The 18,041-nt window shown below is 56.6% G+C and carries 16 protein-coding genes; 9 read left to right on the top strand and 7 right to left on the bottom strand.

Annotated elements, in window-relative coordinates; all coding sequences use genetic code 11:
* Positions 1 to 15: 15 nt before the first annotated feature.
* The 3 genes from ACY692_RS08750 to ACY692_RS08740 form a co-directional block, all read right to left on the bottom strand.
* The gene (locus ACY692_RS08750) at positions 16 to 3,045 is read right to left on the bottom strand and encodes an FAD-dependent oxidoreductase (RefSeq protein WP_462324974.1); all 3,030 of its coding nucleotides are present in this window, start codon (positions 3,043 to 3,045) and stop codon (positions 16 to 18) included.
* A 159-nt stretch (positions 3,046 to 3,204) separates the two neighbouring features.
* Positions 3,205 to 4,053: a CoB--CoM heterodisulfide reductase iron-sulfur subunit B family protein gene (locus tag ACY692_RS08745; protein ID WP_462324973.1), complete on the bottom strand. Its 849-nt coding sequence runs from the start codon at positions 4,051 to 4,053 to the stop codon at positions 3,205 to 3,207.
* Between the two features lie 72 nt (positions 4,054 to 4,125).
* Entirely contained in the window at positions 4,126 to 5,895 is a 1,770-nt protein-coding gene (locus tag ACY692_RS08740; protein WP_462324972.1) for a 4Fe-4S dicluster domain-containing protein, read from the bottom strand.
* A gap of 236 nt (positions 5,896 to 6,131) precedes the next feature.
* Between ACY692_RS08740 and ACY692_RS08735 the strand changes: the two genes are divergently transcribed.
* Both ACY692_RS08735 and ACY692_RS08730 read left to right on the top strand, forming a co-directional pair.
* Positions 6,132 to 7,262: an HD domain-containing phosphohydrolase gene (locus tag ACY692_RS08735; protein WP_462324971.1), complete on the top strand. Its 1,131-nt coding sequence runs from the start codon at positions 6,132 to 6,134 to the stop codon at positions 7,260 to 7,262.
* Positions 7,263 to 7,272: 10 nt separating this feature from the next.
* Positions 7,273 to 7,596 (top strand): hypothetical protein, encoded by a 324-nt coding sequence (locus ACY692_RS08730; protein ID WP_462324970.1) that lies wholly within the window; start codon positions 7,273 to 7,275, stop codon positions 7,594 to 7,596.
* 219 nt (positions 7,597 to 7,815) lie between these two features.
* Here the strand turns inward: ACY692_RS08730 and ACY692_RS08725 are convergent, their stop codons facing one another.
* Positions 7,816 to 8,193, bottom strand: coding sequence for a hypothetical protein (locus tag ACY692_RS08725; protein WP_462324969.1), 378 nt, complete (start codon positions 8,191 to 8,193; stop codon positions 7,816 to 7,818).
* 290 nt (positions 8,194 to 8,483) lie between these two features.
* Between ACY692_RS08725 and ACY692_RS08720 the strand changes: the two genes are divergently transcribed.
* The 7 genes from ACY692_RS08720 to ACY692_RS08690 all read left to right on the top strand — a co-directional run bounded on the left by ACY692_RS08720 (position 8,484) and on the right by ACY692_RS08690 (position 16,300).
* Complete coding sequence (locus tag ACY692_RS08720; RefSeq protein WP_462324968.1) at positions 8,484 to 9,083, top strand: TetR/AcrR family transcriptional regulator; 600 nt, start codon at positions 8,484 to 8,486, stop codon at positions 9,081 to 9,083.
* Entirely contained in the window at positions 9,080 to 11,233 is a 2,154-nt protein-coding gene (locus ACY692_RS08715) for a SulP family inorganic anion transporter (protein WP_462324967.1), read from the top strand. Before ACY692_RS08720 ends, ACY692_RS08715 begins: the two co-directional genes overlap by 4 nt.
* Positions 11,234 to 11,361: 128 nt before the next feature.
* Complete coding sequence (locus ACY692_RS08710; protein WP_462324966.1) at positions 11,362 to 12,567, top strand: cytidylate kinase-like family protein; 1,206 nt, start codon at positions 11,362 to 11,364, stop codon at positions 12,565 to 12,567.
* 361 nt (positions 12,568 to 12,928) lie between these two features.
* Positions 12,929 to 14,638, top strand: coding sequence for a sensor histidine kinase (locus tag ACY692_RS08705; protein WP_462324965.1), 1,710 nt, complete (start codon positions 12,929 to 12,931; stop codon positions 14,636 to 14,638).
* A gap of 93 nt (positions 14,639 to 14,731) precedes the next feature.
* Positions 14,732 to 15,118 (top strand): response regulator, encoded by a 387-nt coding sequence (locus ACY692_RS08700; RefSeq protein ID WP_462324964.1) that lies wholly within the window; start codon positions 14,732 to 14,734, stop codon positions 15,116 to 15,118.
* Positions 15,115 to 15,759: a hypothetical protein gene (locus ACY692_RS08695; protein WP_462324963.1), complete on the top strand. Its 645-nt coding sequence runs from the start codon at positions 15,115 to 15,117 to the stop codon at positions 15,757 to 15,759. The genes ACY692_RS08700 and ACY692_RS08695 overlap by 4 nt, the downstream gene beginning before the upstream one ends.
* A 109-nt stretch (positions 15,760 to 15,868) precedes the next feature.
* Positions 15,869 to 16,300, top strand: coding sequence for a response regulator (locus ACY692_RS08690; RefSeq protein ID WP_462324962.1), 432 nt, complete (start codon positions 15,869 to 15,871; stop codon positions 16,298 to 16,300).
* Positions 16,301 to 16,386: 86 nt separating this feature from the next.
* Here ACY692_RS08690 and ACY692_RS08685 read toward each other — a convergent pair whose 3' ends face one another.
* From ACY692_RS08685 to ACY692_RS08675, 3 genes are all read right to left on the bottom strand, one after another.
* Positions 16,387 to 16,680, bottom strand: coding sequence for a hypothetical protein (locus ACY692_RS08685; protein WP_462324961.1), 294 nt, complete (start codon positions 16,678 to 16,680; stop codon positions 16,387 to 16,389).
* Positions 16,677 to 16,892, bottom strand: coding sequence for an addiction module protein (locus ACY692_RS08680; RefSeq protein ID WP_462324960.1), 216 nt, complete (start codon positions 16,890 to 16,892; stop codon positions 16,677 to 16,679). The genes ACY692_RS08685 and ACY692_RS08680 overlap by 4 nt, the downstream gene beginning before the upstream one ends.
* 87 nt (positions 16,893 to 16,979) lie before the next feature.
* Positions 16,980 to 17,876: a LysR family transcriptional regulator ArgP gene (locus ACY692_RS08675; RefSeq protein ID WP_462324959.1), complete on the bottom strand. Its 897-nt coding sequence runs from the start codon at positions 17,874 to 17,876 to the stop codon at positions 16,980 to 16,982.
* Positions 17,877 to 18,041: the final 165 nt, after the last annotated feature.

Raw genomic sequence — 18,041 nt, 5'->3', positions numbered from 1 at the left:
ACGGCAGGCAATGGCTCAGAGATCCATGAACGCGTTGATCTCGGCCATGATCTCCGGTCCGGTGAACCCCTTGAGTTGGATGGCCCCGGAACGGCAGGCCGCCGTGCACAGACCGCACCCCTTGCACAGGGATGGTTGGATGACCGCCTTGCCGGACTGGGCGTCGAGCATGGGGGCGTTGTAGGGGCAGACCGCCACGCAGACCCCGCAACGAACGCAATAGGCCGGACTCACCTGGGCCACGCTGCCCGAGCTGTGGATCTCCTTGGCAGCCAGCAGGGTCACGGCCCGGGCTGCGGCTGCCTGGGCCTGGGCAATGGATTCGTCAATGGGTTTGGGCGCATGGGCCAATCCGCAGACAAATACACCTTCGGTGGCAAAATCCACAGGCCGTAGTTTGACATGGGCCTCGGAGAAAAATCCGTATTCGTCCTGGCCGACCTTGTACATGTTGGCCAGAACGTTTTTCTTTTCCGGGACAATGGCCGTGGCCAGGACGAGGAGGTCCGGTTGGATGCGCAGTTTTCGTCTGAGCACGCAATCGCTGAAATCGATCCGCAGTGAGCTGTCCGCCCGGGTGACCGAGAGGGGTTTTTCGAAGCAGTACCGGATGAAGTGGATGCCGCTTTCCCGGGCCTGGCGGAAGATGTCTTCCTGAAACCCGTAGGGGCGCATGTCTCGGTACAGGACATAGATGTTCATGTCCGGGTTGAGTTCCCGGAGGCGCAGGGCGCTTTTGATGGTCTGGGTACAGCAGAGTTTAGAGCAATAGGGGCGCGAGGGGATGCGCGAGCCCACGCACTGGATGAGCACGGCCGTGTTCGTCTTGGCCAGGGATTCCTCGTCGTCGATGAACTTTTTGTGCAGATCCAAACGGGTCAGGACCCGGGGATCGTCGCCGTACAGGTACATGTCCGGCTTGAGCTCTTCGGCACCCGTGGCGAGGATGGTCACCCCGTGGCTCAGCTCGCTGACGGCTCCGGCCGTGTTGATGGCCGTGGTGAAATTGCCCACGAATCCGGAGGCGTTGGTGATCTGTGTGTTTTTGAGAACCGTGATTTTTGGATGGTTCTCAACGGCCTCGATGGTCGCTCGAAGATAGGCGTGCACGTCTTCCTTACGCCAGGTGTGCTGGAGGAACCAGGCCTTTCCTCCGAGACGGTCGGACCGTTCCACCAGGTAGGTCGCGAACCCCTGGTCCCCGAGATTCTTGGCCGCCTCCAGCCCGGCAACCCCGCCGCCGATGACCAGGGCTGACTGACCGATGGCCAGCTGGGGTTCGTCCAGGGATTCCTGCAACGCGACCTTGGCCACGGCCATGCGCACGAGGTCGATGGCCTTGTCCGTGGCCGCCCCGGGGGCGGCCTTGTGTACCCAGGAGCACTGGTTGCGGATGTTGGCCATCTCGAAGAGATACTTGTTGATCCCCGCATTGATAAGGGTTTCCTGGAACAGGGGTTCGTGGGTCTTGGGGGTGCAGGCCGCGACAACGACCCGGTTGATGCCTTTTTCCCGGATCATCGTGGCGATGTTTTCCTGGGTGTCCTGGGAGCAGGAGAACATGTTCGTGCCCACATAGACCACCCCGGGAAGCGCCTTGGTAGCCTCTTCCAGCCGGTCCATGCCGACCACGCCGGCGATGTTCGTGCCGCAGCGGCACAGAAACACACCGATGCGGACGGGCTCCCCCCGGGTTTCTCGGATGGTCGGTTCTTCCCGGATCCTGCTTTTGGTGAACCGGGCCGGAGCGAGCCTGCTGCCCACGGCGCCTGCCGCCGCGCTGGAGTCGATGACCGATGAGGGGATGTCCTTGGGGGCCTGGAACGAACCGCACACGTAGATCCCCGGCCTCGATGTCTGAACGGGTGCAAAGGATGAGGTGGACACGAACCGGTACTGGTTCAGGTCCAGGCCCATTTTTTCGGCCATGTCCGCGTTCTTGGCATTGGCGCTCAGGCCCACGGAGAGGACCACAATGTCGAAATGCTCCTCTGCAATCTCCCCTGCCTCATCCACGTACCGGATGGCGTGGCGGTTGTTCTCGTCCAGGGGCGCGATCTCCGAGATCTTGGACTTGATGAACCGGACCCCGGCATCGTCCTTGGCCCGGTTGAAATACTGCTCGAAATTTTTCCCGTTGGCCCGGATATCCAGATAGAAGATGGCCGTGTCCAGAAAGTCGGTGCAATGTTCCTTGGCCAGCATGGCCTCCTTGATGGCCGCTGTGCAGCAGACCGCGGAGCAGTACCCGTTGGCCCCCTTGTGCCGGTCTCTGGAACCCACGCATTGGAGCCATGCGATTTTCTTGGGAGTTTTTTTGTCGGAAGGCCGGACCAGATGCCCGTCCGTGGGGCCGGATGCGGACAGGAGCCGCTCAAACTCCATGTTTGTCAGAATGTTCGGAGAACGGGTGTACCCGTAGATATCGTGTTTGGCCGGATCAAAGGCGGAACACCCCTCGGCCAGGACCACGGCACCCACGTTCAGCCGGAGGGTTTGGGCGGTCTGGGTGTAGTCGATGGCATTCTGGGGACAGATCTTGGCGCAATTGCCGCATTTTCCCTTGGTCAGGTAGATGCACTGGGTGTCGTCTATGGCGTACTTCAGGGGCACGGCCTGGGCGTACTTGAGATAGATGGCTTTGCGTTTGGAGAGCCCGCCATCGTATTCGTCCGGAACCTTTTTGGGACACTTTTCAGCGCACAGCCCGCAGGCGATGCACTTGTCCGTATCCACGTATCTGGGATGCTGGAGCACGCTGACCGTGAAATTGCCTTCCTTGCCGTCAACCGCTGTGATTTCCGACAGGGTCAGGAGTTCGATATTGATGTGCCGGCCGACCTCGACCAGTTTGGGGGAGATAATTCACATGGCGCAGTCATTGGTCGGGAATGTCTTGTCCAGCTGGGACATCATTCCGCCAATGGAACTGGACCGCTCCACCAGATAGACATAATATCCGGCATCCGCCAGATCTAGGGAGGCCTGTATGCCGGTGATCCCGCCACCGACGACCACGACTGCGCCGATCATATTGTCCGCCATGGGAAAAACTCCGATTGGGGTGATTTTAGAAATGGTTAGAAATTTAAGAAATTTGAGAGACGTAAAAGATGTGAGAGCGTTAAGAGATTTTAGGGATCCGATCAGGTTGGTGGGTCGTGGGGGTATCCCGGGGATTGGTACATCTGGGAGCGCGGACGGTCATTCTATGCCGGTTGCGGCCAGGGTGAATCCGGGTCCGAGGCCGAGTTCCTCGGGCGTTGCCCCCATGGCCAGGCCCATGATCTGGGTCAGGAGGATGGGGGTGGGGCCGGACGTCTTTTCCGCGGGAGGCACATTGCTGAACTGGAGGTGGCAATAAGGGCATCCGGTGCACAGGTAGTCGGCACCATGCTGCTCGGCCATGTCCAGTTTCTTGCGGGCCAGGTCAAAGGAAAGACCATTGTCGATCCCGAGCAGGGGGGCCCCGCAGCAATCGTACTTGGTGTCCCACTTGAGGGGGACACCCCCCGTGGTCTGGGCCATTTCTTCGAGGATCGAGGGGGCGATGGAGTCGTCGAACAGGGTGATGTCGCCCGGACGCAGGGCATGGCACCCATAGTGGATGGCCAGTTTGACCGGTGCAACAGGAACGGTCATGGCCTGGGCAATGGTGTCGATCCCGACCTCTTGATAGAGGACATTGAACACATGGCGGATGCGGGCCTTGCCTCCATAAAACAGGCCTTCCTCGGCCAGCACCGCGTTGACCTGCTCCTTGAGCTCTTGGTCTTCATCCATGAATTGTTCGGCCTTTTTCAGGGTTCCAAAGCAGCACATGCACAGGGTGAGAATATCACGGTCCTGGGCTTCGGCCAGGGCCAGATTTCTGGCGGCCGAGGCCAGGAAGGCGATCCGGTTCAGGTTGCGCAGCGGATAGCCGCAGCAGGTGAATCCGGGGATGTCCATGACCGGCAGTCCGAGTTTGTTCAGGACCGTGCGGGCCGATCGTTCATACCCCCGGACACGGGCGGGGATCTGGCAACCGAGAAAGAGAGCGTATTGGTTCATGGCAAAAAATCCTGGTACGGATGTAGGGGGTATATTTCGCAGCGCACAATGCGTTTGATCTGCTATCCGGCCTCAGTCCAGCTTGATGCGGACCGGTTTTTTGTCGGATTCGGCATTTTTTACGGCCGCGTGCTTGAGACGGTAGAACAGGTCGACGATGCGCACATCCTGGGGGCAATGCTCTTGGCACTGGTAGCAGGTGGTGCATTTCCATATCATGGCCGATTTGGAACACATCTCCGTGAGTCCCAGACCCAGCGAGCACATGATCTGGTGGGGGAGCATGCCCAATTCTTTTTGGGGATGTTCGTAGGATGCCACCACCGGGCAGATGGTTGTGCAGTTTTGGCACACGAAGCAATAGGAAAACGTCTTGTTCCTGGATAGGCTTGCCGCGTCCGGGTCTTCGTGTTCCTCGAGGAGGAGCGGGGTTTCCGGTTCCATGAGTTCTTCGAAATCCTTTTGGACACGTTCAAGACTGGCAAGGGATCCTTTGCCCATGGATTGTTGGAGCACCGGATCTTGCTGCAGGGCAGGTACATAGGCCAGCGGGGAGAGCAGGGCCAGGGGGGAGGGGCCGGAGCCAAGAAGGTGTTTACGCATGTCCATCCATAACGTCGCCATGTCTATCCCCGAAGGACAGAGATCGAGACACCGTTGGCAACTGGTGCAGACGAAAATGCCCTCGGCGAGCTGTTTCTCCACCCGGGACGCGGGGCGTTCCGACGGGGAAAGCCCCTTGAGGTACTGCATTTTTTCTCCGGGCAGAATAAGGGGGTTGTTCAGTGTTCCGGCCGCGACCATGGCGGAACAATGCTGGCTGCAGACCCCGCAATGGGTGCAGGCGGACGGCCCCATTGCCTGACGGACGGCCACGGCCGCAGGGTGACTGTCCGGTCCCATGACCGCCCTGGTTATCAGGCTCAGGGGCGTGGTCAGGATGTGTAGAAATTTTGTGAACGGGAGTGTTGCCAGTCCGAGGAGGCAGGAAAGGATGTGGACATACCATAGGACGGAGACCATCCCCATGCGGTCCATGGCAGGGGCGATGGGGGCTATGATCCTGGCCGTGGCGTATCCGGCAAACCCCCATGCATTGGGAGCGTGGCAGTAGGCGCAGTATTCCCCATGGACCGTCTTACCCCGCTGGACGAGCTCCTCCGATATCTGGACGGGATGGGGGGGGGCCAGGGCGGAGTCCCTTGTCCAATAGGCTGTTAGAGCGTTGAATTCCTTGGGATCCTCCTGGATGTCGATGAGCGAGTACTCTTCGACCATGTCCGTGAATTCCGTGTACGAGGCCATCTTCATCCCTTCCAGTGCTATGCCCGAAAGGATGATCGTGGCTAGAAGGACCAGCGCCAGGACATCGTGATGGTTGGAGTATAGGAGATGTTCCTTGCGGAGGAACCGTCTGTAGACCGCTATGGCGACCCCGGCGAGGACCATGACACCAAGGATTTCTCGACCGACCAGAAACGGGTTCAGCGTGGATTGGTAGTCCGGGAAGAGGTTCTCGGTGACTACTGTGCCCAGGGCATGGAACACCGCCAACAGGACAAATCCGACAAAGATGAGTTGGTGGGTTGCCCAGCGGAGTTTTCCGGCCCTGAAAAGTGGACGCAGCAGGATGGTGTCCATCACAATGGCCTTGCCCAGGGCAAAGAGTTTGGGGGGGGCGATCGTTTGTGCGCTCCCGCGGATGACTGCGGCCAAACGGGCTCCTGGGCCATGCGGGGAAGGGATTCCAAGAAAGGAGGGGATGAACCAGCGTACAATGGTATGGACAATGCCCACGACGAACAGGCCGAAGGCGATCCAAAAGAGGGTGGACAGGGTCATTGGGGAGTGCTCCTTTGCTAAAATAAAGCCATTGTCGGATATAGGGCAAGCCGGAGATCGTCTAGAAAAAGAAAATTTTCACATTCCGTATTCTCGGGCCTGTGGTCCAGGCCCCTGGCCAAGGGGGATCCCTAAAAGATGGGCAAACGATACATTTCTTGCCATTATACATTGAAGGACATAGTATCCATGTGCCAAAGACAATGTAGTCCGGACCGCAAGAGGCGAACAAGATAATGAACGAGAAAATACTTTTTGTCGACGATGAACCAAATCTCTTGCGTGGGATCAAGTTGGTCCTGCGTAAGCGATTTGCCGTGGACATAGCCCAGGGGCCCATCGAGGGGTTGAGGAAAATCAAGACGGAGGGGCCCTATGCCGTTGTGGTCACGGACTTGAAGATGCCCGGGGCCGATGGGATCGATTTTCTGGAGCAGGTCAGGAAGGTTTCCGATGAAACCGTGCGCATGCTTCTGACCGGATATGCCGATCTTGAATCGGCCATCGGTGCGGTGAACAGGGGGCGGATCTTTCGGTTCATGAACAAGCCCTGTCCCAAGGAGACCCTGATTGCCAATCTGGAGGCCGGGATTGCCCAGTACCGGTTGATCCGGGCTGAAAAGGAGGTACTCAAGGGAACATTGCGGGGAACCATCAGGGTCCTTTCCAATATACTCTCCCTGGTCGATCCGGCCGCCTTTGGCAAGGGGGAGCGTATCCGCGGGCAGATGATCACCCTTGCCAGAGAAATGGGGCTGCACGGGGTCTGGCAGTACGAGCTGGCGGCCCTGCTCTCCCAGATCGGATGGGTTTCTGTGAGCTCGATGGGGCCAACCGCCCAGATGGGGGACAAGGACATGGTCCCCGAAGAGGCCCTGGCCATCGAAAACCATCCTGAGGCGGCCGCGTGGCTCCTTTCGGACATCCCCAGACTCGAAAAGATCATCGCAATGATCCGGCTGCAGCAGGAGGACTACCAGGCTGACAAGGACGTTCCCGTTGGGGCGTACATGCTCAGGATCTGTCTCGATTTCGATGCCCTGAAACAACAGGATCTGCTTACGAAGGATGCTGTGGATTTCATGTACAAGAATGCGGAACTCTATCATCCTGAGGTCCTGGAGCGATTTTGTCGGTTGGTCACTTCTTCCCGCAAACAGGGGGTGCGGGCGCTCAAATTGGAGGATCTGCAGGAAGGATGGATTTTTGCGGAGGACCTGAGCGTCAAGGGCGGCGGACATGTGCTCATAACCAAAGGGCATGTGGTTAGCCAGGCCACCCTGTATCGATTGAAGATCCTCGCGCAGACCTATGCCCTGGGGGATCGGTATGTCTCGTTGTACCCACCGCTTTTTTCCGACGACTAGGGGCAATGGTATGCGTGTAAACCCTGCCGGTTCCGGGACCGTTCCCGGTTGTTCCCCCACCTTGGACGACCTTGTCATCAGGATCCCCTGGTTTTCAAGGACCCAGTGGACCGCCCTGGACAGAAAGACTGATGGGGCGGTGTTCGGAGGAAGGACCTATGCCCAATGGCGCAAGGAGACCAAGGCCTCCATGGCGTCCATCCATCGGGCCGGCATCAGGACGAGCAGGGTGGATGTGCAGGCCGGTAGGTTCGCACTGTGGTGCCGAACAATGGACAAGCCCATGACCGGCGCCTCTCTGGCCGACTACATGGCCGCTGGTCCTGACGGGTGACCGAGCCCTGCAGTCCGCTTTTTTCCGCCTGGAGACATATCGACCGCCACAAAAAACGCCCCGGTTACGGGGCGTTTTTTGTGGCGGTCGATATGTAAAATGGTGGTTCCACACCCCAAACTTGTCCCGCAACGCCCCCCAAAAAGATCCGGGGTTCCGGACCGCGCCCGGATGAACGGATCGCGGAAGGCGACCGTGTGACCGGGCAAGAAAACGGGGTCAAAAGGGGAGGGCGAGCTCGCGTTCGGGTTTCCTTTGGCGGCGGGCGGGCTTGCGTGCCGTCTTGCGGCGGGCCCGTTTTTTCGCGGGCATCTTGCCTTTCCGGTAGGGATGGAGCCAGCACGGGGCCATGCTCTCCACTCTTTTCCCCGCGGTGCATGCATTGGCCGCCTTTGCCGATCCCGCGCAGCGCAGACAAAATTTTCTGATCACCTTGAGCAGGTTGGCCCTGGGACCCTGTGGCCGGGTGCCGAAACGGAAGGGATACAAGGGGCAGGTTTCGTCAGGACACTCGGCAACGAATTTTCTGCTACCACCCTGGCAAAGGAGACAGGTCTTGCGGATGGCCTTTATGGGGCTGATCCGTTCTGGGGGCATACAATCCTCGTGTGCTGTGGTCGGTGCAACGGTCCGTCATCGCTCTGTGTGCTCTAACCATGGTCTTGTCAAGGGGGGGCAAGGTGGCGGCAATTGCCGTGTACCCGTCTTCAACAAGCCTGTCTTTTTGGATTTTTTCTAGGGGGTTTTTCCTTTTTTTGCAAACGATGTCCCTGATCCGTCCGGAGGATATCGGCCGCGGACGGTAAAAAAAACTTGACACGCTTGTTCGTTTACGCACAAGAAAGAACCCGACCGAGCGCTCACTCGGGATTTTTCAAGGAGAAAGCATGTCACTCAAGCAGACCATTCTGGAAACCGCGACCCAGCTTTTTGCCACCAATGGATTCAAGAATACCTCCATTTCGGTAATCGCCAAACATTCAGGGGCAGCGGAAGGAACCATCTTTCATCATTTTAAAAACAAGGAGGATGTTTTTTTGTGTGCCCTGAACAGGGCCAAGGGTCTGATTATCAACGAAGTGGATGAACAGATCAACAATCGACACTTCGACTCGGGACTGGAAATGGTCGAGGGTGTCATCAATGTGTATTTTTATCTGTCCGAGGAATGGGGGCTGGAGCTCTCCCTGCTCCACCGGAGTCATCCCTATGAACTGGCTTCGGTGAACCATGCCTGTCGGACAACGGTTGAAACCATCTACAATTGTTTCTTGAGCGCAATGAGCGAGGGGATCGTCATCGGCAAGGAGGATGGGTCCATTGCCGATGTTTCCGCGTCCAAGACCGCGGTCATCATTTTCGGGATGCTCAACGGCTTGTTGCGGTTCGATGTTGAGAACATTTTTCCTGTGCATTCCCTGTATTTTGACATTTTGCAGGCGTGCAAGAAAATTTTAACCAACAGTTGTGACGAGGTGCAGGTATGATTGCTGTCGTATCCAAAGTTTTTCCTTTTATGGACTGGTTCAAGGGCTATTCCATGGGCAAGTTCAAGCTGGACATGGTTGCCGGTTTGACCGTGGCCCTGGTGCTCATCCCCCAGTCAATGGCCTATGCCCAGCTGGCCGGATTGCCGGCATACTACGGGTTGTACGCTTCCTTTTTGCCCCCGATGATCGCGGCCTTGTTCGGTTCGAGCCGACAGTTGGCAACGGGCCCGGTGGCCGTTGTCTCCCTGATGACCGCGGCCTCCCTTGAGCCGTTGGCAACGGCGGGCAGCGAGGCCTTTGTCGCCTATGCCATTCTTCTGGCCCTGAGTGTCGGGTTCTTCCAGCTCCTCCTCGGAGTGCTCAGGCTCGGCCTGGTGGTCAACTTTCTCTCCCACCCGGTGGTCAACGGGTTCACCAACGCCGCGGCCATCATCATTGCCACGTCCCAGTTTTCCAAACTTTTCGGCGTGTATGTGGACAAGGCCTCGCACCATTACGAGACCATCTGGCGGGTGTGCAAGGCCGCGGTCCACTACACCCATTGGCCCACACTGGGCATGGCCGTTTTGGCCTTCGGGATCATGTACGGGCTCAAGAAGATCAATCCCAGGATCCCCAATGTGCTCGTGGCCGTGGTCGTGACGACACTGCTCTCGTGGGCACTCAGTTTTCAGCATAACTACACGGGCAGTCTCGATCAGGTCGTCTCCCCTGAAGTGCGTAACAACATTGCCGCCTTCAACAATGCCGTCGTGGATAATGTTCATTATGGGGAAGAGCGGGCCAAACTCACCGGGGAACTGACCGCCATCAAGGAGCAGAGTAACGAACGCTCCATCGACTATCTGGACAAGCAGCACGATATCGACATCGTGAGCGCCAAGATCGAGATGGCCAAATCAGCGGCTCATCTTTACCGGGAGGAGATCCGTAACCAGCTGTTTGCCGGTGTTGAGCAGGCAGATGGAGCCATGCTCTTCTACCCTCAGGGACAGCTTCCTGCCGGTATGGAAAGCGACGGTCGCACCTGGAGGATCAGGATCAAGAATACCGAACTTCCCGCCGACGGATTGCAGTTCACCGGCGGTGGTGCGGTCGTGGGCGTGGTGCCCAGCGGACTGCCGACCATCAGTATTCCTTCCGTCTCCATCGGTACCATCCTGACCCTGCTTCCCTTTGCGGCCATCATCTCCCTGCTCGGGTTCATGGAGGCCATCTCCATTGCCAAGGCCATGGCCGCCAAGACCGGTCAGCGTCTCGATCCCAACCAGGAACTCATCGGTCAGGGACTGGCCAATATCATCGGGGCATTCGGCAAGAGTTATCCGGCCTCGGGATCGTTTTCCAGGTCGGCCGTCAACCTCCAGGCCGGGGCCGTGACCGGGTTTTCCAGCGTGGTCACCAGTCTGACCGTGGTCATCGCCCTGCTCTTCTTTACCCCGTTGCTCTACCACCTGCCCCAGGCCGTGCTGGCTGCGGTCATCATGATGGCCGTCATCGGGCTGGTCAACGTCTCGGGTTTCGTTCACGCCTGGAAGGCACAATGGTATGACGGGGCCATCTCCATATTCACCTTTCTGTGCACCCTGGCCTTTGCCCCGCATCTGGACAAGGGGATCATGATCGGTGTGGTCCTCTCCCTGGGCGTGTTCCTGTACAAGAGCATGCGGCCCAAGGTGGCCAAGCTGGCCATGGACAAGGATTCCTCCCTCCAGTGCGTGGACACCTCGGTTCTCAACGAATGTAAGTATATCGCCACCATACGGTTCGATGGGCCGCTTTTTTTCGCCAACGCCAGTTATCTCGAAGACCAGGTCACTGACATCATGCGTTCCGTGCCCGATCTCAAGCATATCCACATAGCTGCCAGCGGGATCAACGAGATGGACGCCTCGGGCGAGGAGGCCTTGTCCCTCCTTGTGGAACGTGTCAGGAGCACGGGCCGGGGCATCTCCTTTTCCGGGGTCAAGGAACGGGTTCTCGACGTCATGCGACGGACCCATCTCCTGGAAAAGATCGGCGAGGAAAATATCTATCCCACGCTTGAAGGGGCCATCAAAGGTCTGTACAACTCGGTCCATCCCCAGGACGAGAACGACTGTGGGTGCCCTCTGATGAGCTATGTACCCAAAAACGAAGACAATTAGGCCAAAACGGTCTGACAGGCACGGATCGTATTCCCCGGCGCCGGATATAATGCGGGACGTATCCCGCACCGGTACCGGCCGATCCAGACAAGGTTGTGCAAACCCATTCTTCCAAAGGGAGGATTCTCATGCCTTCGATAACGATATTCCACGGCAATTTTGTCCATTCCAAGGAAATCGGCACCCGTGTGGCCGATACCCTGGGCTATGAAATGGTCCATGACCAGGATCTGATCGCCAAGGCCAGTGAACGGTTCAATATCGCCGAGAACAAGATTGCCCGGGCCGTGTACGAAAAACCCTCGGCCTTTGATAAGTTCACCCATGAAAAGGCCCGTTGCGTGGCCTATCTCAAATCCGTGATGGCCAGCGACCTGGCCAGGGAGAACGTCGTCTATTATGGATTCCTGGGACATCTGATCCCGGAGTCCATCTCCCATGTACTCAAGGTCTGCCTGATCGCCGATCGTCAGGCCCGGGTCGAGGTGGCCCAGGCCACGGGGATGAACGAGAAGGAGGCCCAAAAGGCCATCCTCAAGTTCGACGAAAGCTGTTCCTTCTGGACCGAGCATCTTTTCCATAACGATCCCTGGGATTCATCGCTGTACGACATCATCGTTCCCACGGACAAGAAAGAACGGGACGAGTGCGTGGACATCATTGCCAAGGCGGCGACCAACGATGTTTTGCGGACCACGGACAAGAGCCGTCAGGCGGTTACCGATTTCGTCCTGGCCGCCCGGGTCGAACTGGAGCTGGCCACGGCCGGACATAGTATGACGGTGACCGCGGACCAGGGGGTGGTGACCATTGTCATCGAGAAGAACGTGATCATGCTCTCCCGGCTCGAGGACGAGCTCAAGCAGATCGCTTCGGGCGTCGATGGGGTCAAAGAGGTGTATACCAAGGTCGGCCCCAATTTCTACCGCAACGATGTCTACAGACGGTATGATTTCGAGACCCCGGCCAAGGTCCTGCTCGTGGATGACGAACGGGAGTTCGTGGAAACCCTGTCCGAGCGTATGCTCATGCGGGACATGGGGTCGCATGTGGTCTATGACGGGGAACAGGCATTGGAATTCGTCCAGGACGAGGAGCCCGAGGTCATGGTCCTGGATCTGCGCATGCCCGGCGTGGACGGGTACGAGGTTTTGCGCAGGATCAAAAAGGAACATGCCAAGGTCGAGGTGATCATCCTTACCGGGCACGGCTCGGACGCCGACCGGTCCAAGTGCATGGAGATGGGTGCCTTTGCCTATCTGGAGAAACCGGTTAATATCGACAAGTTGGCCGATACCCTCAAGGCCGCCAAGGCCAAGTACGCACAGGGGTGAACCAAAACCGGCCGGCAGCCATGCATTGTACGGATGCCTTGATACGAGGATTTCTTGCTCGCGGCTCATTACGATTAAGAGATTGGAGGCGTTAAGAAATGTAAACGATTAAAGGCCTGTATGGTAATCGTCTGTCATTTCTAGAATTTCTTACCCCCGGGATCCTTCCATTTGGGAATGAACCTGGATAGCTACGGGCAGATATCGGTTACACAAACGACCACGGACTCCAAAATAGGTTTGGGGCAGGAAAGAGTCCACCATGTCCCCGGCCGCCGTTGCCAGAGGCAGATGGTTCGGCCGGGGACGTGCCCGATGCGAGTGGGATTGACCCTTAATTTCAGGTGGTGAGCAGCGGATTATGAAAAAAAATGCCGAGTTCATGCACAGATTCCTTCCTCCGTTTTGGAGGGAGACAGAGTCCGGAAAGGGCGCCCAGAGCCTTTTCAGCTACCGGCGGGTCTGGTGGTGGGTCATCATCAGCATGACCACGGTTTCCATCTTGCCCCTGCTGCTGCTGACGGTCATGAATCTCAATCAGTACCAGAAGACCGTTTATTCGGAGATGGTCTATCCGGCCTCCCGCCTCGTCTCCAATGTCAAACGGAGTGTCTCTTTTTTTCTCGAGGAACGACGATCCGCTTTGACTTTTTTGGTCGAGGACAATTCTTTTGACCAGCTCACGGACAGACGCCACCTGGGTAAACTTTTCGTCCACTTGAAAAAGTCGTTCGGCGGGTTTATCGACATCGGAGTGATTGATGTCCATGGCGTCCAGCGGGCCTACGTCGGCCCCTACCCCTTGCAGGACAAGAACTACAAGGAGCAGAGCTGGTTTGGGGAGGTCGTTGTGCGGGGGATCTATATCAGTGACGTCTTCCGGGGGTTCCGGGACGTTCCCCATTTCATTATTGCGGTCAAGCATCAGCAAGAGGACGGCTCCTTCTTCATTCTGCGGGCGACCATAGACACCAGCCAATTTTACGATCTGGTGGAGCATCTGGATATCCGTCCCGGTTGGGACGCATTTATCTCCAACAAGGAGGGTATCCTCCAGACGCCTTCGCGGAGTCACGGCCAGGTGCTGGAACCGAGCGGGGTGCAGGTGCCCCTGTATTCCACGACCACCAAGATCCTTCAGACACCGGAGTGGGTCACCGGGTATGCCTATATTCCGGATTCACCCTTTATATTCATGCTCCTGCGTGAGCAGGGTGGAGCGGCCGACGGATGGGACAGGCTCAGGAACGAGGTGCTCATCTTTCTTGCGGTCAGCGTCGTGGTCATATTTTTCGTCATCCTCTGGATGGTCACCTTTCTGGTCAATCGGATCTATCTGGCCGACAAGACCCGGTCCGCGGCCATGCGCCGGATCGAGCACACCGGCAAGATGGCCTCCATCGGCAGATTGGCCGCGGGGGTGGCCCACGAGATCAACAATCCGCTGGCCATCATCAATGAGAAGAGCGGGCTGATCAAGGATCTGCTGACCTATTCCAAGGACTATAAGGAAGATCCCCGGTTGATCGGTCTGGTCGATTCAGTGCTCACCTCTGTGGAGCGGTGCAGTACGATCACCCATAGACTCCTCGGATTCGCTCGGCACATCGATGTGCATGTGGAATCCCTGGATATGAACAATCTCATGGAAGAGGTGCTCGAGTTCCTGAAAAAGGAGGCCGAATACCGGGATATCCACATCGGCCTGCATGCCGGAGACCATCTGCCCGAGATCCAGAGTGACCGGGGGCAGCTCCAGCAGGTCTTCCTGAACATCGTCAACAATGCCTTTGCCGCTGTGGACGATGGGGGCTGGATCAATGTCGAGCTGCAAAAAATCGGTACGAACCGCGTGGCCGTGATGATCGCGGACAACGGCAAGGGAATCAGCCGGGAAAACATCAAACGTATTTTCGACCCCTTTTTCTCCACCAAGACCAAACAGGGCGGGACAGGACTCGGCCTTTCCATCACCTATGGTCTGGTGGAAAAGCTCGGAGGGAGAATCCACGTGGAAAGTGAACTCGGAAAAGGGACGACGTTCACCATCGAGCTCCCCATCAAGCGATAGAACGCAATGGCTCGTATTCCACGGGAAGAGGCGGGGGGGTATTCAATAGCAGGAATGGACCGCTGGTTGTCCGGTCCGTACGGGAGAGTGAGCGTGTATATACTTTTGGTGGATGATGAGGAAGAGTTGGTGAGTACCCTGGCCGAACGGCTGGGTTTTCGGGGGATTCGTGCCGAGTGGGCCACCTCCGCGGAAAAGGCCTTGGAGCTGGCGCAGACAAAGGATTTCGATATCGCTGTATTGGACGTGAAGATGCCCCGTATCAGCGGGCTCGAACTCATGGGTATGCTCAAGGAAAAGGTCCCTGAATTGCGTTTTATCTTTTTGACCGGACATGGCTCGGAGGCGGATTTTCGCCAGGGATGTGAGGGGGGGGCGTGTTTCTACCTCATGAAACCCCTCCAACTCGAGGCCCTGGTGGAAAAGCTCGAAGAGGCCATGGCCGGGAAGAAGCAGGATCAAGGAGACCGTCAGAGATGACCACCCAGGACATTCCAAGGCATGAATGTGATCAAAAGGATGGCCTTGCCTTTTTTGGCAGGATGTGTGCGAGCATTTCCCATGAGATCAAGAATTGTCTTGCCGTGATCAATGAGCAGAACGGTCTGCATGAGGATCTGCTCATGTTGCAAAAACAGGGGCGTGAATTGTCGCCGGACCGGGTCGAGCGGATCAATCGGACCATCGGTGAGCAGGTTCAGCGCATGGATACCATTGTCAAACGGCTCAACCGGTTTGCCCACAGTCCCGACAATGTGGCCGAGCGCATCGATCTTGGCGAACTGTGCGCTTATGTCGTGGATCTGTGCAAGCGGTTCGCCACCAACCGGGGGATCGTGCTCACCTGTGAGGCCGATGGTCCCGTGGCAACCATGGCACAGCCGTTTCTTGTCACGCAGCTCCTTGTGGAATGCCTTGAAGGGATTTTTGCCGTTGTTGCGACCGGACAGACCTTGGTCCTGCATGTGGGTGGAAGCGATCAGGGGCCCGTCGTTGCAATCACGCCCGGTTTGGAGCATACTCCTAAGACAGTCCGGTCCCTGGCCGCAGCAGTTGGGGCGGTTGTCCAAAATAGTGACGGGGACAATGCGATGACCGAGGTGTGTTTTCGGGGTGTTTAAAAAGGGGGTGGGCCGTCAGGTCGTATCCCGGTCAGGAGAGCGAGGGGCTTTGCCTGAAATACACGGTTCATGGTCAACGTGAACGAGGAAGATGAAAAAAGGAGAGACTATGTCCAAGGAAAAGGTCTTGCTTGTGGATGATGAAAAGGATTTTTTGAGCGCCTTGGCCGAACGGATGCATGTGCGTGGTATGGATGTGGCCACGGCGACCACCGGCCAGCAGGCCCTTGCGATGGTGGATACGGATTCCTATGACGCCATCGTTCTCGATCTCCAGCTTCCGGATATTGACGGATTGGAGACCCTGAAGGGGATCAAGGCGAGCCACCCCGAGGCCCAGATTATTTTACTCACCGGCCACGCCACCGTGGAAAAAGGGATTGAGGCCATGAAGATCGGGGCCACTGATTTTCTGGAAAAACCTGCCGACCTCAAGGCTCTCACCGAGAAGATTGCCGCTGCCAAGGATAAAAAAATGGTCATCGTTCAGAAGAAGAATGAGGAAAAGATCAACGAGATCCTGGAAAGCAAGGGGTGGTGATCGGGAGTTCTGCCAACAGATTTGCATAAAAAAAAGCCGTCGAATGACGGCTTTTTTTTATGGGGTAAAGAATACTGTTCGCATGATTACTCGGAGAGTTTTAGGCGTACCCAGGCTGGTTTTCTTCGACAATCCAGAATGGCTTTGACAATTACGATATCGGTATCCACGGTGTAGTAGATTGCAAAAGGAAATCGGCGAGAGAGTGCTCTGTGAAATCCTGCTATTCTTTCGTGTACTCCTGCAAAAAAAGCCAAGGAATCAATGTCAGCCGTGAGCGCGTTCAAAAAATAATGCCCGAGTCCTTCTTGCTGACTCTGGTAGAACTGGAATCCATCCCGAAGATCCTGTTCGGCTTCTGCTAGGAGCTTTATTTTCATAAGATACTCTGCTGAAGACTTTTCTTGACTTCATCCCAGTCACGGAATTCTGCCTGTCCTTGATCAATTTTTTGCTGGCGCGCTTGCAGGATTTTCACATGCCAAGAGGGGGGGGGGACAGAATCGGGAGTTCGACACAACTCATCCCAAAGTTGTTCCATGGCAAAAATTTTTTCTTCAACGGTCATGTTGGCTGTAGGTATGATCTGCATGAAGCCTCCGTGGTTACCTTTTATCAATAGTAGTTAATCCTTTGCAGGAGCATGAAAGTCAAGGGCAAAAGTTTTTTGCCGTAGCTTTCACTTTAGGGAAGCAAGCAACCTCCCCCCACTTTCCACCAAAGCCGCTGTGAACCTGCCCAGCAGGTCCGACTGCCGGGTCCAGGTGTGCCAGAAAAGCGGAATGGGCAGCGCATGTCCCGGGGCGCATTCCTCGAGGCATTCCCTGCCCGGAATATCTCCGAGCTGTAGGTCCGGGATGAGCCCGTATCCGTGGCCCTGGGTGATGACCCGAACGAATTGTTCCGAGGACGGAATGTAATGGGCAGGAAAGGATTGCTCGAACTCCGGGAACAGGCCGCTCAGCATGCTGTGGTGGAGTCCGTCCCTGCGGTTGAAGATCACGGCAGGGGCCTTTGGGGCGGCCTCCCGGGTCAGCCCGCCGGGGAACCAGGTTGCGACGAACTCCCGGGTTGCCATCAGTCTATAGGTCATGGTTCCCAGAGGATGGGCCGTGCATCCCTGGGAAGGCTCTGCCTCGGAGGTGATGCACCCGATGACTTCGCCGTTGGCAAGGAGACGGTGGGTGATTTCCTGGTCCTCGATGAGCAGGTCCAGCAGAATCCTCTCGCTGTCCAGAAAGGGACGTATGGCGGGCAGAAACCAGGTGGCCAGACTGTCGGCATTGACCCCGAGCACCAGAGAGACAAACCCGTCCCGTGGATGGGGAGAGAGGGATTCTTCAAGATCATTCTCCAGACTCTGAACCAATCGGAAATGCTTGAGCACCCTTTGCCCGGCAGGAGTCGGTTTGGGAGGTGTCCCCCTAACGAGCAGAATCTGGCCGGTCTGCTCTTCCAGGGTCTTGATGCGATGGGAGATGGCCGACTGGGTCAGGTGGAGGGTCCTGGATGCCTTGTCGAATCCCTGTTCCTGAACAACGGCAGCCAGTCCCTCGAGGAGTTTGTAGTCGAGCATGATTGGTAGAAATTTTAGAAATTTTAGAAATTTTAGAAATTTAAGAGATTTAAGAAATTTAAGAGATTTAAGAGATTTAAGAAATTTTAGAAATTTAAGAAATTTTAGAAATTTAAGAGATTTAAGAAATTTTAGAAATTTAAGAAATTTTAGAAATTTAAGAGA

Source organism: Desulfoplanes sp. (assembly GCF_054921335.1).
The sequence above is the reverse complement of the archived record's forward strand: the minus strand, read 5'-3'. Positions and strand labels throughout refer to the sequence as shown.